Genomic DNA, 14,711 nt, shown 5'->3' on the forward strand with positions numbered 1-14,711 from the left:
ACGAACCATCCCGGGTCGTCTAATGGTAGGACAAAGAGTTTTGGTCTCTTGAATGAGGGTTCGATTCCTTCCCCGGGAGCCACAGAAGACACAACTTCAGTTCGGGTCCTGACCGACAAACTCCCGGTCAGGACCCGCACCCATGCCCCCCACAAAACCCCCCGGTATCCTGCGGATGTCACCCCACCCCATCCACAGCCGAAGGGCATCCCGTGAGCGCCAACCGCCCGGCAGCCGTCGTCGTTCTCGCAGCGGGTGAGGGCACCCGTATGAAGTCGGCCACACCCAAGGTCCTGCACGAGCTCTGCGGTCGCAGTCTCGTGGGGCACGTCCTCGCCTCCGCCGGCGAGCTGCAGCCCGAGCATCTGGTCGTCGTGGTCGGCCACGCCCGTGAGAAGGTCACCGCCCACCTCGGTGAGATCGCCCCGGACGTCCGCACCGCCGTGCAGGCGGAGCAGAACGGCACCGGGCACGCCGTGCGGATGGGTCTGGAGGAGCTGGGCGGGGCCGTCGACGGGACGGTCGTCGTCGTGTGCGGCGATACGCCGCTGCTGACGGGCGCGACCTTGCGGGCCCTGGCGGACACGCACTCCGCCGACGGCAACGCGGTGACCGTGCTGACCGCCGAGGTGCCGGACGCGACGGGGTACGGGCGGATCGTCCGTGACGACGCGAGCGGTGCGGTCACGGCGATCGTGGAGCACAAGGACGCCACCGATGCCCAGCGGTCGATCCGTGAGATCAACTCGGGTGTGTTCGCGTTCGACGGGCAGCTGCTGGCGGACGCGCTGAAGAAGGTGCGGACGGACAACAGTCAGGGCGAGGAGTACCTGACGGATGTGCTCGGGATCCTGCGTGAGGCCGGTCACCGTGTGGGTGCCTCCGTGGCCGCGGACCACCGTGAGATCGCCGGTATCAACAACCGTGTGCAGTTGTCGGAGGCGCGCCGGATCCTGAACGACCGGTTGCTGACGGAGGCGATGCTGGCCGGCGTGAGCGTCATCGACCCGGCCACGACGTGGGTCGACGTGACCGTGACCTTCGAGCAGGACGCCGTCGTCCACCCGGGCACGCAGCTGCACGGCTCGACGCATCTCGGTGAGGGTGCGGAGGTCGGGCCCAACTGCCGGCTGACCGACACCCGGGTCGGTGCGGGTGCGCGGGTGGACAACACCGTGGCCACGGGTGCCGAGGTCGGTGCGGAGGCGACGGTGGGTCCGTACGCGTATCTGCGTCCGGGTACGCGGCTGGGTGCGAAGGGCAAGATCGGGACGTACGTGGAGACGAAGAACGCGTCGATCGGTGAGGGGACGAAGGTGCCTCATCTGTCGTACGTGGGGGACGCGACGATCGGTGAGCAGACGAACATCGGTGCCGCGAGCGTGTTCGTGAACTACGACGGCCAGGAGAAGCACCACACGACGATCGGTTCGCACTGCCGGACGGGCTCGGACAACATGTTTGTGGCACCTGTCACGGTGGGGGACGGTGCGTACACCGCTGCGGGGTCCGTGATCACGAAGGATGTGCCGGCGGGTTCGCTGGCCGTGGCCCGTGGTCAGCAGCGGAATATCGAGGGTTGGGTGGCTCGGAAGCGTCCGGGGAGCGCGGCTGCGAAGGCGGCTGAGGCGGCTTCCCGGGAGTCGGCCGGCGAGGGCTGACCGGAAACCGATGCCTGAAACACGGCGTACGGTGATAAGTGCACACCCGCACCCCACCAGCTGAGACGGCCTCCGGCAAGCCGGCTGCGAGGCTTCTCGACCCCTAGCTGCGACACCTCTGAGGAGACAGTGCTGTGACCGGGATCAAGACGACCGGCGAGAAGAAGTTGATGTTCTTCTCCGGCCGCGCCCACCCCGAGCTTGCCGAGGAGGTCGCCCATCAGCTGGGTGTCGGGGTTGTCCCGACGAAGGCCTTCGACTTCGCGAACGGTGAGATCTATGTGCGCTATCAGGAGTCGGCGCGTGGCGCCGACTGTTTCCTGATCCAGAGCCACACGGCTCCGATCAACAAGTGGATCATGGAACAGTTGATCATGATCGACGCGCTGAAGCGTGCGTCGGCCCGCTCCATCACGGTCATCGTGCCGTTCTACGGTTACGCGCGGCAGGACAAGAAGCACCGTGGGCGTGAACCGATCTCGGCGCGTCTGATCGCGGACATGATGAAGACCGCGGGTGCGGACCGGATTCTGACCGTGGATCTGCACACGGATCAGATCCAGGGCTTCTTCGACGGTCCGGTGGACCACCTGTTCGCGCTGCCGCTGCTGGCGGACTACGTGGGCCGGAAGGTGGACCGGGAGAAGCTGACGGTCGTGTCGCCGGACGCCGGCCGGGTGCGGGTGGCGGACCGCTGGTGCGACCGGCTGGGTGCGCCGCTGGCGATCGTGCACAAGCGGCGTGACAAGGACGTCGCGAACCAGGTCACCGTCCACGAGGTCGTGGGTGAGGTGAAGGGTCGCGTGTGTGTCCTGGTGGACGACATGATCGACACGGGTGGGACGATCTGTGCCGCTGCGGACGCGCTGTTCGCGCACGGTGCGGAGGATGTGATCGTGACGGCGACGCACGGTGTGCTGTCGGGTCCGGCCGCGGATCGGTTGAAGAACTCGCGGGTGAGTGAGTTCGTGTTCACGGACACGCTGCCGACGCCGGGTGAGCTGGGCCGGGATCTGGAGAAGATCTCGGTGCTGTCGATCGCTCCGACGATCGCGAGTGCGGTGCGTGAGGTGTTCGAGGACGGTTCGGTGACGAGCCTGTTCGACGAGCAGTAGGAGCCCGCGTCGGGCTTGTGTAGATCCTTTTGGGTGTGGCCTCCCTATCCGAGTAGACTGCTTCAGTTGCTCGGCGAGGGAGGCCGTTCCCGTTCTGGGATGCGGTTGTCCGTTATCGACGCGCTCTTCGTAGCAGGCCGTTCGTGGCCGGGTGACCACGTCCGTTCTGATTTCGAGGAGTGACTATGTCCGAGGTGAAGATCTCCGCCGCGACGCGCACCGAGTTCGGCAAGGGTGCCGCGCGCCGTATCCGTCGTGAGAACAACGTTCCGGGTGTGCTGTACGGGCACGGTTCGGACCCGCTGCACCTGACCCTGCCGGGTCACGACCTGCTGATGGCGCTGCGTACGCCGAACGTGCTGATCGCGCTGGAGGTCGACGGCAAGACGAGCGAGCTGGCGATCCCGAAGTCGGTGCAGCGTGACCCGCTGAAGGGCTTCCTGGAGCACGTGGACCTGCTGCTGGTGAAGCGCGGCGAGAAGGTCACGGTCGAGGTTCCGGTGCACACCGAGGGCGAGCTGGCCCCGGGTGGTTACCTGCTGGAGCACGTGCTGAACGCGCTGCCGGTCGAGGCCGAGGCGACGCACATCCCGGAGTCCGTGACGGTGTCCGTCGAGGGTCTCGAGGCCGGTGCCTCGATCCTGGCGAAGGACATCACGCTGCCTAAGGGCACGACGCTGGCCGTCGAGGAGGACGCTGTCGTCCTTCAGGTTCTGGCCGCGCAGGCCGAGGAGGCCCCTGAGGGCGAGGAGGCCGTCGAGGAAGAGGCCGCCGAGGCCTGATCCTCTTCGTCGTCGTTTCGTCGGCCGCTGTTCCCGTGCGGGGCAGCGGCCGACGCGTATGAAGGAGACATGGACGTGACGACCGATGCGGCCGCTCCCTGGCTGATCGTGGGGCTGGGCAATCCGGGGCCGGAGTACGCGGGGAACCGGCACAACGTGGGTTTCATGGTGGCGGATCTGCTGGCGGACCGGGTCGGGGGGAAGTTCAAGCGTGCCGGGCGGGCGCAGGCGCAGGTGGTGGAGGGCCGGATCGGGCCTCCGGGGCCGTTGAACCGGCGGGTGGTGCTGGCGAAGCCGATGTCGTACATGAATCTGTCGGGTGGGCCGGTGAATGCGCTGCGGGACTTCTACAAGGTGCCGGTGGGGCATGTGGTGGCGGTGCATGACGAGTTGGACATCGACTACGGGGTGCTGCGGCTGAAGCTGGGGGGCGGGGACAACGGGCACAACGGGTTGAAGTCGATGACGAAGGCGTTCGGTGCGGAGTATCACCGGGTGCGGTTCGGGATCGGGCGGCCGCCGGGGCGGATGCAGGTGGCGGATTTCGTGCTGAAGGATTTCTCGGCGGCGGAGCGCAAGGAGCTGGACTACTTCGTGGACCGGGCGGCGGATGCGGTGGAGGCTCTGGTGATCGAGGGTCTTGAGCGGGCGCAAAGCACGTACAACTCCTGACTTGTCACCCGTCGAGGTTGACGGGCCGTTCAGGCATGGCCAATGATCCCGGCCATGCCTGCCATTGCCACCTCTTCGTCCCAGGGTTCGGCCGCTGTACTGCGGTTCGGGAGGTTCGCGGCGATGGGTACGGTCGCGGTGCTGATCTTGATCGCGGGTGTGTGGGCGTCGTGGGGTACGGCGCAGCACGTGATGCTGACGAAGGGCCGGGAGCGGGGCACGGTCGAGGTGGCGCGGTGCGGGGCGGATGTGTGCTGGGGCCGGTACGCGCCGTTGTCGGAGGGTTCGCAGCCGCGGGCGCGGGTGGTGCTGGAGAAGTCGGTCGCGGTGGAGCGGGGCCGGACGTACACGGTGGTTTTGAAGTCCGGTCGTGATGACGCGGTGCGTTCGGGTCCGGCGGGTGTGCTGTATGCGTGGATTCCGCTGGGTGGTGCGTTGTTGCTGGCGTCGGTGGTGGTGGCGGGTGGGCTGCTGCGGACGCGGGCGGCGTGGGTGATGGCGTTGTCGGGGGTGGCGTTGCTGACGGCGGCGTTCGTGGCCGTCTGAGGTTCTGTGTTCTCGAGGTGGGCGTGACGGTGCCCCCGGGCCTGTGCGGGCTCGGGGGCACGGTGGTGTCGGGGGTGGGTCAGCCGGTGTTGCGCAGGCCGGCTGCCACGCCGTTGACGGTGAGGAGGAGGGCGCGGGCGAGGAGCGGGTCGGGCTGTTCGGCGGCGGCGGCCGTGTCGCGCTGGCGCTTGAGCAGGGCGACCTGGAGGTAGGAGATGGGGTCGAGGTAGGCGTCGCGGATGGCGAAGGTCTGCTTCAGGTCGGGTGCGGCGTCGAGGAGTTCCTCTTCGCCGGTGACGCGCAGTACTTCACGCACGGTGAGTTCGTGTTCGGCCTTGATGGTGTCGAAGATGTGCTTGAGCTCGTCGGGGACGAGGGTGTCGACGTAGTGCTGGGCGATCCGCAGGTCGGTCTTGGCGAGGGTCATCTCGACGTTGGAGATGAAGTTGCGGAAGAAGTGCCACTGCTGGTGCATCTCGTCGAGGACGGTGTCGAGGCCGGCTTCGCGCAGGGCCTTGAGGCCGGAGCCGACGCCGAACCAGCCGGGGACGATTTGCCGGGACTGGGTCCAGCCGAACACCCAGGGGATGGCGCGCAGGCCGTCGAGTGAGACGCCGGAGCCGGGGCGGCGGGAGGGCCGGGAGCCGAGGTGCAGGTCGGCGAGCTGGTCCACCGGTGTCGAGGCGAGGAAGTACGTCGGCAGGTCGGGGTCTTCGACGAGGCGGCGGTAGGCGGCGTGGGCGGCGTCGGAGACGACGTCCATCGCGGCGTCCCAGCGGGCGAGGGCCTCGTCGGACTGGCGGGGTGCGGTGTGCAGGGCGGAGGCCTGGAGGGTGGCCGCGACGGTCAGCTCCAGGTTTTCCCGGGCCAGGGACGGGATGAGGTACTTGTCGGAGATGACCTCGCCCTGTTCGGTGACCTTGATCTCGCCTTCGAGGGTGCCCCAGGGCTGGGCGAGGATGGCGTCGTGGGTGGGGCCGCCGCCGCGGCCGACGGTGCCGCCGCGGCCGTGGAAGAGGCGCAGGCGTACGCCGTAGCGGTGGGCGACGTCGCGCAGGCGGCGCTGGGCGCGGTGGATCTCCCACTGGCTGGTGGTGATGCCGCCGAACTTGGAGGAGTCGGAGTAGCCGAGCATGACCTCCTGGACGTCCCCGCGCAGGGCGACGAGGCGCCGGTAGGAGGGGTCGGAGAGCATGTCCTCGAGGATGGTGTCGGCGGCCTTGAGCTCGTCGGTGGTCTCGAGCAGCGGCACGATGCCGATCTTGGCCCAGCCGGCGTGGAGGTCGATCAGGCCGGCTTCGCGGGCGAGGACGGCGGCGGCGAAGACGTCGTCGGCGCCCTGGCACATGGAGATGATGTAGGACTCGATGACCTCGGGTCCGAAGACCTCCAGGGCGCGCTTGACGGTGCTGAAGACGCCGAGGGTCTTCTCGCCGGGCGCGTCGACGGGGGCGGGGGTGGGGGCGAGCGGCCTGCGGGACCTGAGTTCCTTGGCGAGGAGCTTGGCGCGGTAGTCGCGGGGCATGTCGGCGTAGCGCCAGGATTCTTCGCCGAGGCGGTCGAAGAGCTGGCCGAGGGCGTGGTGGTGGGCGTCGGCGTGTTCGCGGACGTCCATGGTGGCGAGCTGGAGGCCGAAGGCGGCGAGGGTCCGGATGGTGCGGGCGAGGCGGCCGTCGGCGAAGAGGCCTCCGCGGTGTTCGCGCAGGGAGCGCTGGATGATCCGCAGGTCGTCGAGGAGTTCGGCGGTGCCGAGGTAGTCGCGGCCGTCGCGGTGGGCGGTGCCCTTGGCGAGGCGCTTCTTGGTGTTCTCGAGCTTCTGCCGGATGCAGGTGGCCTTGAGCCGGTAGGGCTCTTCGGCGTTGAGGCGCTTGTAGCGGGGGCTGATCTCGGGGAGGTTCTCCAGGTCGGTCTGGAGGGAGGTCAGGAGTTCCTCGGTGGCGCCGGTGTAGCGGATGGAGTTGGAGAGGAAGCCGCGGAGTTCGTCGATGGTCTCCAGGGCGTCGTTGATGCCGTGTTCGTGCTGGAGGATCAGGACGTCCCAGGTGACCTGGGGGGTGACGTTGGGGTTGCCGTCGCGGTCGCCGCCGATCCAGGTGCCGAAGGTGAGGGGGCGGGTGTCGTCGGGGAGCTTGACTCCGGCGCGCTCGAGTTCGGCGGTGAGGTCTTCCAGGACGTCGCCGACGGCGTTGGCGTGCAGCTCGTCGAGGTAGTAGATGGCGTTGCGGGCCTCGTCGGCGGGCTCGGGGCGCACCACGCGCAGTTCGTCGGTCTGCCAGATGAGGTCGATGTTCTCGGCCAGGCGGGTGTCCAGGCGGCGCCGGTCGGATTCGATGACCGGGGTCTCCAGGAGCGCGGCGATGCGGCGGAGCTTGTTGAGGACCGAGCGGCGTGCGGCCTCGGTGGGGTGGGCCGTGAAGACGGGGCGGACGTTGAGGTTGCCGACCGTCTCGCGCAGGTGCTCGGGGTCGGCGTCCTTGAGCCGGTCGGCCGTTCGGGCGAGGAGTCCGCCTTCGGCGGCGCGGCGGGCGCGCAGTTCGCGGCCGCGGTGGACCTGCTCGGTGACGTTGGCGAGGTGGAAGTAGGTGGAGAAGGCGCGGACCAGCTTGGCCGCGGTGTCGAGTTCGGTGCCGCGCAGCAGCTCGGCGGCGGCCTCGCCGTCCTCGCGGGTGAGGCGGCGGACCTTCTCGACGAGTTCCAGCAGCTCGGGGCCCTCTTGGCGGACGAGGGTCTCGCCGAGCAGGTCGCCCAGCCGGCGGATGTCGGCTCGCAGCTCGCTGCTCGTCGTCGTGGTCTGGTCGTCGGCACTGCTCACAGGTGCGGCTCCTTGCAGTGTTGAAGCTCGTCTGGGAGGGGAACCCGGACGGCGTCTCGCGCGGCGGGGCGCCGCATACGGGTCCGGACATCCGGGAAGAAATCAGAGCGGACCGCGCTGTCCGACCGACTCCAGGATAGGTGTCGACCGGGACGCGCAGGCTCGCGGGCTCTTGCCGCCGGGCGACGCACTGCCATACTTACGATGCCGTAGGTTACGGAACCGTAGGGAGCACGTCACGGTTCGCGTGCCCCGGCCACTCCTTCTCCCTCCACATACCCCCCAGGGGACGCGTATGACCAGTAGTTCCGACGTGATCGAGGACGCTCCGAAGGCGCCCGGTCAGGCCACCGATGCCGCTTCCGCCACGCTGGGCGGCGAGAAGAAGCGGTCCGTCGAGCAGATCGCCCTGCTCCTCTTCATCATCGTCCCGTTCGTCGCGCTGCTGGCGGCCGTGCCGCTGGCGTGGGGCTGGGGGGTGAGCTGGCTGGACCTCGGTCTGCTGGTCTTCTTCTATTACCTGGGGTGCCACGGCATCACGATCGGCTTCCACCGTCACTTCACGCACGGTTCCTTCAAGGCCAAGCGGCCGCTGAAGATCGCTCTGGCGATCGCGGGGTCGATGGCGGTCGAGGGTCCGCTGGTGCGCTGGGTGGCGGATCACCGCAAGCATCACAAGTTCTCCGACGCGGAGGGTGACCCGCATTCGCCGTGGCGGTTCGGTGAGACCCTTCCGGCCCTGATGAAGGGCCTGTGGTGGGCGCACATCGGATGGATGTTCGACGAGGAGCAGACGTCGCAGGAGAAGTACGCCCCGGACCTGATCAAGGACAGGACGCTGCGCACCATCTCCCGCCAGTTCGTCCTGTGGACGGTGGTGTCGCTGGCGCTGCCGGCGCTGATCGGCGGTCTGGTCACGATGTCCTGGTGGGGCGCGTTCACCGGGTTCTTCTGGGGTTCGCTCGTGCGGGTGGCCCTGCTGCACCACGTGACCTGGTCGATCAACTCGATCTGCCACGCGGTCGGCAAGCGCCCCTTCAAGTCGCGTGACCGCTCGGGCAACGTGTGGTGGCTGGCGGTGCTGTCGTGCGGTGAGTCCTGGCACAACCTGCACCACGCCGACCCGACGTCCGCCCGGCACGGTGTGATGCGCGGGCAGCTGGATTCGTCGGCCCGGCTGATCCGCTGGTTCGAGATGGCGGGCTGGGCGTACGACGTGCGGTGGCCGTCACGCTCGCGTATCGATTCGCGCCGTAACACCGGGGAAGGCGGCTCCCCGCGCGGAAAGGAGCCCGTCGAGGCGGCATGATGGGCGCTGTGGCGACCGACTCGAGCAGCACCCCCAGCAATGACAAGCCGCGGCGAGCGCGTCGCACCCGGATGACCGGTGCCGAGCGCCGTCAGCAGCTGCTGGAGATCGGTCGCACGCTCTTCGCGGCGAAGGGTTTCGAGGGCACGTCGGTGGAGGAGATCGCGGCGAAGGCCGGGGTCTCCAAGCCGGTGGTCTACGAGCACTTCGGCGGCAAGGAAGGGCTGTATGCGGTCGTGGTGGACCGTGAGATGCGCCGCCTGCTGGACATGGTGACCAGTTCCCTCACCGCCGGTCACCCCCGTGAGCTGTGCGAGCAGGCGGCGTTCGCCCTGCTGGACTACATCGAGGAGTACACGGACGGTTTCCGCATCCTGGTCCGTGACTCCCCGATCCCCCAGTCGACGGGCTCCTTCGCCTCGCTGATCTCGGACATCGCCACGCAGGTGGAGGACATCCTGGGCCGCGAGTTCAAGAGCCGCGGCTTCGACCCCAAGCTGGCCCCGCTGTACGCGCAGGCGCTGGTGGGCATGGTGGCCCTGACCGGCCAGTGGTGGCTGGACGTCCGCAGGCCGAAGAAGGCCGAGGTGGCCGCGCATCTGGTGAACCTGGCGTGGCACGGCCTGGACGGGATAGAGGCCAAGCCGCACCTGATAGGGCGCCGCAAGGCCTGACCGGGTCCGTCTCAGAGGGGTTCGAGGAACTCCAGGCGGTTGCCGACCGGGTCCAGCGCGTAGAACCGCTTGTGCCCGGGCAGGGCGGAGTCCCAGGCGACGGCCACACCGCCGGACTCCAGCCGGGCGGCGTAGGCGTCGATGCCCGTCACCCGCAGTCCGGGGTGGGCCTTGCGCGCCGCCCGGAAGCCCTCCTCGATCCCCAGGTGCAGCCGCACCGCCCCGGCCCGGAACCAGCACCCGCCCCGCCGGGCGAGCTCGGGCGGTTTGCGCACCTCGATCATGCCGAGGACGCCGACGTAGTACGCCCGCAGCCGCTCCTCGCTGCCGGGCGGGGCGGCGAGCTGGACGTGGTCGAGGGCGGTGATCATCAGCCCTCCTTCCGGGCGACGGCGAACACCCGGCGGAACGGGAACGGCGTGCCGTGCGGGCCGGCCGGATACGCCTCGCGCAGCGCGGCCCGGTACTCGGCGACGAAGGCCTCCCGCGCCTCGGGGTCGTCGGCGAGCGCGGTCAGCACGGGCCGCAGGCCGGTCCCCTTCACCCAGTCGAGCACCGGGTCCTCCCCCTGGAGCAGGTGGATGTACGTCGTCTCCCACACGTCGGCCGCGCAGCCGAGGGAGGTCAGCCGCTCCAGGTAGGTCTCGGGGGTGTGGACGGCGTCGGCGTGGCGCAGGGTGTCGTCGAGCCGGCCGCGCCAGCGCGCAGAACCGGCGAGTTCGCGCATGAGCCGGTGGCTGGGGGCGTCGAAGTTGCCCGGCACCTGGAAGGCGAGGGTGCCGCCGGGTTTCAGTCCTGCCACCCAGTCGGGGAAGCGCTGCGCGTGCCCGGGCACCCACTGGAGTGTGGCGTTGCTGATGATCAGGTCGTGGGGCTGGTCCGGTGTCCACGTCCGTGCGTCGGCGTGGTGGAAGTCGAGACGCCCGCCGCCCGTGGTCGGGCCTTCGTGGTCGACGTGGGCCTTGTCGAGCATCTCGGGCGAGTTGTCGTAGCCGGTGATCCGGGCGGTGGGCCAGCGGGCGGCGAGCAGCACGGTGACGTTGCCGGGGCCGCAGCCGAGGTCGGCGATGCGGGGGTGGTCTGCGGGTGGCTGGGTGGGCAGGTCGGGGACGCGGGCGAGGAGGTCGGTGAAGGGGCGGGCGCGGTGGCCGGCGTGACGGAGGTACTGGGTGGGGTCCCAGGTGGGGGTGGCTGCGGGCATGGTTCTCCTCCTGGTGTGCTGTGTGCCCTGGTGGTGACCGTGCGAGACGCACACCCAGCGTGATCCTTCGGGTCTCTCGATGTCAAGAAAATGGACGTCAAGAGACTCTACGTCGACACAACCACTACACTGATCGTCATGGAGGACGAGGTCGATCGGCTGGTCGCAGCGTGGCGCCGGGAGCGCCCTGACCTCGACGTGGAACCGCTCGAGGTACTCAGCCGTGTGAGCAGACTGGCCCGGCATCTGGACCGGGCGCGGCGGCTGGCGTTCTCGGAGCACAACCTGGAGCCGTGGGAGTTCGACGTGCTGACGGCCCTGCGCCGCGCGGGCACGCCGTACCAGCTCTCGCCCGGTCAGCTCCTCACCCAGACGCTCGTCACCTCGGGCACGATGACGAACCGCATCGACCGCCTGGCCAAGAAGGGCCTGGTGGAACGGCTCCCCGACCCCAGCGACCGCCGAGGCGTCCTGGTCCGGCTGACGGACGAGGGGCAGGACCGCGCGGACCAGGCCCTCGCGGGTCTGCTGGACCAGGAGCGCGCGATCCTCGCGGAGCTCTCCCGGGCCCAGCGCGGCGAACTGGCGGGGCTGCTACGCCAGCTGACCGCCCCGTTCGACAACATCCCCGGCTAGGTCCACGGGCCCCACCCCGGCGCGCCGCGCGAGGGCGACGGCGGCGAGGGTGGAATGCACACCGAGCTTGCCGAGCACGTTCTGCATATGGGTCCGCACGGTGTGCGGCGACAGATACAGGCGCTCGGCGACGGCCTTGCGCCCCAGTCCCGCGACCATGCACCGCAGCACTTCCCGCTCACGCGGAGTGAGGGACTCGACGAGCCGCTCGCTCTCGGTGCGGTGCTTGCGGGCGGCGGTGAGCTCCCGCAGCACGCCCGTCAGCAGCGCGGGCGGCAGATGCGTCTCGTCCCGCAGCACGCCCCGGATGACCGTGAGCAGCCGGGACAGCGAGCAGTCCTTCGCCACCCACCCGGAGGCGCCGGCCTGCAGGGCGAGCGCCGCCCGCCGCGGGTCGTCCTTCTCGGCGAGCACGACGATCCGTACGTGCGGCTGCGCGGAGCGCACGCCCGTGACGAGGGAGATCCCGTCGACGAGCCCGTCCTCGTTGCTGTCCTGCACGGGTACGGCCGGCCGGGCGCCCGGCACTTTCCCTCCCAGGTCGGCGTCCACGAGCAGCACGTCGAAGCGCCGCCCCTCGGCGACCGCCCGCTCCAGGCTGCGCAGCGCGGCCGGACCACTTCCGGCCGCGGAGACGTCGACGTCCGGCTCGGCCGCCAGGGCCGCCGCGAGTGACTCCGCGAAGATGCGATGGTCGTCGACGACCAGGACTCGGATGCGAACCACGAAACCCCCTTCCCCGAGCTCCCGAAGAGCAGGGGCTACCCCATCGTCGGAGGATGACACCGCGCGGGTACGACGCCGGAGTATCCGGCTGCTGCATCCGTTCGTCCTTGCCGCAGCAGCCTGTTCGGGTCGCCGCAGCCGCACGGCCGCCGCCGTGCAGTACCGCTACCCCCACCCCGGGCGTCGTACCCGGCTGTCTCGCCCCCTGAGCGGCACCGGCCCCCACCGGTGCTGTTCATCAGGGTACGGACGGGGGCCCGGAGCGGAAGGTTATTTGCAGAACTGACTGTCCGACGCGTTTATGGTGTGCCGCATGTTCCGTCTTGAGACAGAAGTCGACAAGGCCCGACGTGATCTGCTCCGCACACGCCTGCGGGACACGAACACAGCCGCCTCTCCGATCCTGCGTGCCCTGCGCGGAACACCGGACGAAAGGGACGCGCCCTTGCATGTGTGGGCTGTGAACGACCGGGACGACGCCCTCGCCGGCGGCCTGGTCGGCCACACCTGGGCGACCTGGCTCCACGTGACCTACCTCTGGGTCGACGAACGCCACCGGGGCAGGGGCCTGGGCGCGCGGTTGCTCTCCGAGGCGGAACACATCGCGACGACCTCCCGCGGCTGCCGCGCGTCCCGCCTGGAGACCTGGGACTTCCAGGCCCCGCGCTTCTATCAGAAGCAGGGGTACGAGGTGGTGTGCGCGGTGCCGGACTATCCGCCGGGCATCACGGAGTACATGCTGACGAAGAGGCTGGGCTGAGCTGCGGGACGCAGCCCTCGATGACGCCCTGCCTTCACTCACCGATAGCGTTGGTTCGCTTGAGTTATCCCCCCACACATGATCAACGGGAGACACAGTGAACCGCCCCGCCCGGCTCGTGACAGCCGCGCTCACCGCATCCGCGGCCCTGCTGCTGACCGCCTGTGGCTCGGGGGGAGGTGACAGCCCGTCATCATCCGACAAGATCGCCGGCGCGGGTTCGGGCGACAAGGGCTCGGCTTCGCCTTCGGCCTCCGCGTCCGCAGACGGGATCGATCGGCCGCAGATCAAGCTGCCGTCGGACATGAAGATGGTCTTTGAGGGGCAGCAGACGGGTGACTCCGTCAAGGACGCGATTCTGGCGGACAACGAACGGGCCGTCAGCACGGTGTGGCAGGCCGTGGCGTCCGGCGATCTGAAGAAGTCGGGCATGGGCTTCTACTACACGGACGCCGCACTGACGGGCGTCTACAACTACGCGAAGGACAACAACGCCAGGAAGACCAGTTGGGCCGGCACCCTGCGCTACTTCGACCGACAAGTGACGGTGTTCGACAAGACGTCGGCGGCCCTGACCTACTGTGTGGACGAGAGCAAAGCCAACGTCAAGGACCTCAAGACAGACAAGGTGCAGGTGGTCGAAACCTCGCCTGACAGCTACGTGTACTACAACGCCAGCGTGAAGAAGGACAAACAGGGCGTCTGGCAGATCTGGAAGCTTCACGAGGACCGCGGCTCCCAGAGGTGCCAGCCGTGACGCAGCGCGCGGCACTGGCGACTCTGACCGCCACAATGCTCCTCCTCGGAGTGGACACGGCTGTCGCCGGCGGCATCGGCAGCAACGGAACGCAGGTGAAACCGTCCGGGAACTCATCAGGACGGGTGCTTCAGTCGCGCATCAGCTTCAAGGTGAAGGGCGCAACCACGTCGAAGGACGGCGGGCCGATCACCTCCACCGCCATGGACTGGGAACCTCCTGCCTGTTGGTACGAGCCGTACTGGAAGGCCAAAGACTTCAAGACCTACACCGAAGCCAACTGGTCCATCTACGACTCCGTCGGTGGTGCGCCCGAGGGCGTGGCGGACGACAAGGCCCGCTACAAGGAGGGCCGCCCCTACAAGGACTTCAACGTCGACAAGAACGACGAGGGCATGTGGTGGGTCGCCGTCACGAATCCGAAGATGGAGGACGACCCCGCCGCAGGAAACTGCAAACGCGACCCCTTCTGGGTCGACAACGGCAAGAACCCCGGTGTCCCCCAGGCCATCGACACCGAGACCCTCGCCGGGCTCGCGCATCAGCGCACCGTCGTGCCGCCGACCAGGATCTCCCTCGCGCCGGAGGCCAGGTCGACGGTGAACGCGCCCACTTGGGTCTGGCTGGACAAGGGCGCCTTCAAGCCCGTGTCGGTCACGGCGAGTCTGCCCGGCACCGGGCTGTGGGCGACGACGACGGCGAAGCCGGTGAGCCTGCACATCGATCCGGGAACTGCGGACGCGGAAACCCTTCCCGCGTCCGGTGAGTGCCTGATCAACGACGACGGCTCCATCGGAGAGCCGTACGCCCGGGGCAAGGCGGAGCTGACGCCTCCGTGCGGGGTGCGGTACCTGCGTTCGTCGGGAGACGGCACCTACGGCCTGGAGGCGACCCTCACCTGGGAGATCACCTGGGAAGGCGCGGGGAACACGGGCGGCGATCTGCCCAACGGCACCTTCGCCACCACCACCGAGGTGCCCGTCCAGGAGATCCAGTCCGTCAACCGCTGAGCGTGGCTGCGGTGCCCTGCCTCGGGGGAGGGAGGGCACCACTGTCGTCG

The 14,711-nt window shown here is 69.0% G+C and carries 15 protein-coding genes and 1 tRNA gene; 12 read left to right on the plus strand and 4 right to left on the minus strand.

All coding sequences use genetic code 11. From position 1 onward, the window contains the following. The first annotated feature begins 8 nt into the window (after nt 1–8). The 6 genes from IGS69_RS13935 to IGS69_RS13960 all read left to right on the plus strand — a co-directional run bounded on the left by IGS69_RS13935 (nt 9) and on the right by IGS69_RS13960 (nt 4,776). Nucleotides 9–82 (plus strand) — tRNA-Gln (locus IGS69_RS13935). Nucleotides 83–212: 130 nt separating this feature from the next. Continuing rightward, nucleotides 213–1,661 (plus strand): bifunctional UDP-N-acetylglucosamine diphosphorylase/glucosamine-1-phosphate N-acetyltransferase GlmU, encoded by a 1,449-nt coding sequence (glmU, locus tag IGS69_RS13940; RefSeq protein ID WP_190899651.1) that lies wholly within the window; start codon nt 213–215, stop codon nt 1,659–1,661. Between the two features lie 134 nt (nt 1,662–1,795). Further along, on the plus strand, nt 1,796–2,776 hold the full coding sequence (locus IGS69_RS13945) for a ribose-phosphate diphosphokinase (protein WP_190899653.1): 981 nt from the start codon (nt 1,796–1,798) through the stop codon (nt 2,774–2,776). 185 nt (nt 2,777–2,961) lie between these two features. Continuing rightward, nucleotides 2,962–3,558, plus strand: coding sequence for a 50S ribosomal protein L25/general stress protein Ctc (locus IGS69_RS13950; RefSeq protein WP_190899655.1), 597 nt, complete (start codon nt 2,962–2,964; stop codon nt 3,556–3,558). A gap of 69 nt (nt 3,559–3,627) precedes the next feature. Next, nucleotides 3,628–4,230 (plus strand): aminoacyl-tRNA hydrolase, encoded by a 603-nt coding sequence (pth, locus tag IGS69_RS13955; RefSeq protein ID WP_190899657.1) that lies wholly within the window; start codon nt 3,628–3,630, stop codon nt 4,228–4,230. Between the two features lie 54 nt (nt 4,231–4,284). Then, nucleotides 4,285–4,776 carry a hypothetical protein gene (locus IGS69_RS13960; RefSeq protein ID WP_232543514.1) on the plus strand — a complete coding sequence of 164 codons (492 nt, stop codon included), beginning with the start codon at nt 4,285–4,287 and terminating at the stop codon, nt 4,774–4,776. A gap of 79 nt (nt 4,777–4,855) precedes the next feature. On the opposite strand, the gene ppc is transcribed toward IGS69_RS13960, so the two are convergent. Next, nucleotides 4,856–7,588 (minus strand): phosphoenolpyruvate carboxylase, encoded by a 2,733-nt coding sequence (gene ppc / locus IGS69_RS13965; protein WP_190899661.1) that lies wholly within the window; start codon nt 7,586–7,588, stop codon nt 4,856–4,858. Between the two features lie 295 nt (nt 7,589–7,883). Here ppc and IGS69_RS13970 point away from each other — a divergent pair, with 295 nt between their 5' ends. Next, nucleotides 7,884–8,897 carry an acyl-CoA desaturase gene (locus IGS69_RS13970; protein WP_190899663.1) on the plus strand — a complete coding sequence of 338 codons (1,014 nt, stop codon included), beginning with the start codon at nt 7,884–7,886 and terminating at the stop codon, nt 8,895–8,897. Beyond that, nucleotides 8,894–9,571, plus strand: coding sequence for a TetR/AcrR family transcriptional regulator (locus tag IGS69_RS13975; RefSeq protein WP_030844886.1), 678 nt, complete (start codon nt 8,894–8,896; stop codon nt 9,569–9,571). The genes IGS69_RS13970 and IGS69_RS13975 overlap by 4 nt, the downstream gene beginning before the upstream one ends. 11 nt (nt 9,572–9,582) lie before the next feature. Here the strand turns inward: IGS69_RS13975 and IGS69_RS13980 are convergent, their stop codons facing one another. Next, on the minus strand, nt 9,583–9,942 hold the full coding sequence (locus tag IGS69_RS13980) for a VOC family protein (protein ID WP_190899665.1): 360 nt from the start codon (nt 9,940–9,942) through the stop codon (nt 9,583–9,585). Next, nucleotides 9,942–10,772 (minus strand): trans-aconitate 2-methyltransferase, encoded by an 831-nt coding sequence (locus IGS69_RS13985; RefSeq protein ID WP_190899667.1) that lies wholly within the window; start codon nt 10,770–10,772, stop codon nt 9,942–9,944. Before IGS69_RS13985 ends, IGS69_RS13980 begins: the two co-directional genes overlap by 1 nt. A 138-nt stretch (nt 10,773–10,910) precedes the next feature. Here IGS69_RS13985 and tamR point away from each other — a divergent pair, with 138 nt between their 5' ends. Further along, nucleotides 10,911–11,408: a MarR family transcriptional regulator TamR gene (gene tamR / locus IGS69_RS13990; RefSeq protein WP_190899668.1), complete on the plus strand. Its 498-nt coding sequence runs from the start codon at nt 10,911–10,913 to the stop codon at nt 11,406–11,408. On the opposite strand, the gene IGS69_RS13995 is transcribed toward tamR, so the two are convergent. Then, nucleotides 11,367–12,134, minus strand: coding sequence for a LuxR C-terminal-related transcriptional regulator (locus IGS69_RS13995; protein ID WP_190899671.1), 768 nt, complete (start codon nt 12,132–12,134; stop codon nt 11,367–11,369). The genes tamR and IGS69_RS13995 overlap by 42 nt on opposite strands. A gap of 301 nt (nt 12,135–12,435) precedes the next feature. Here IGS69_RS13995 and IGS69_RS14000 point away from each other — a divergent pair, with 301 nt between their 5' ends. The 3 genes from IGS69_RS14000 (at nt 12,436) to IGS69_RS14010 (ending at nt 14,661) form a co-directional block, all read left to right on the plus strand. Further along, the gene (locus IGS69_RS14000; protein WP_190899673.1) at nt 12,436–12,894 is read left to right on the plus strand and encodes a GNAT family N-acetyltransferase; all 459 of its coding nucleotides are present in this window, start codon (nt 12,436–12,438) and stop codon (nt 12,892–12,894) included. 97 nt (nt 12,895–12,991) lie between these two features. Then, a complete protein-coding gene (locus IGS69_RS14005; RefSeq protein WP_190899675.1) occupies nt 12,992–13,651 on the plus strand; it encodes a hypothetical protein in 660 nt (219 codons plus the stop codon). Continuing rightward, the gene (locus IGS69_RS14010) at nt 13,639–14,661 is read left to right on the plus strand and encodes a hypothetical protein (protein WP_385863022.1); all 1,023 of its coding nucleotides are present in this window, start codon (nt 13,639–13,641) and stop codon (nt 14,659–14,661) included. Before IGS69_RS14005 ends, IGS69_RS14010 begins: the two co-directional genes overlap by 13 nt. Nucleotides 14,662–14,711 lie beyond the last annotated feature (50 nt).

Source organism: Streptomyces tuirus (genome assembly GCF_014701095.1).
GTDB lineage: Bacteria > Actinomycetota > Actinomycetes > Streptomycetales > Streptomycetaceae > Streptomyces > Streptomyces tuirus.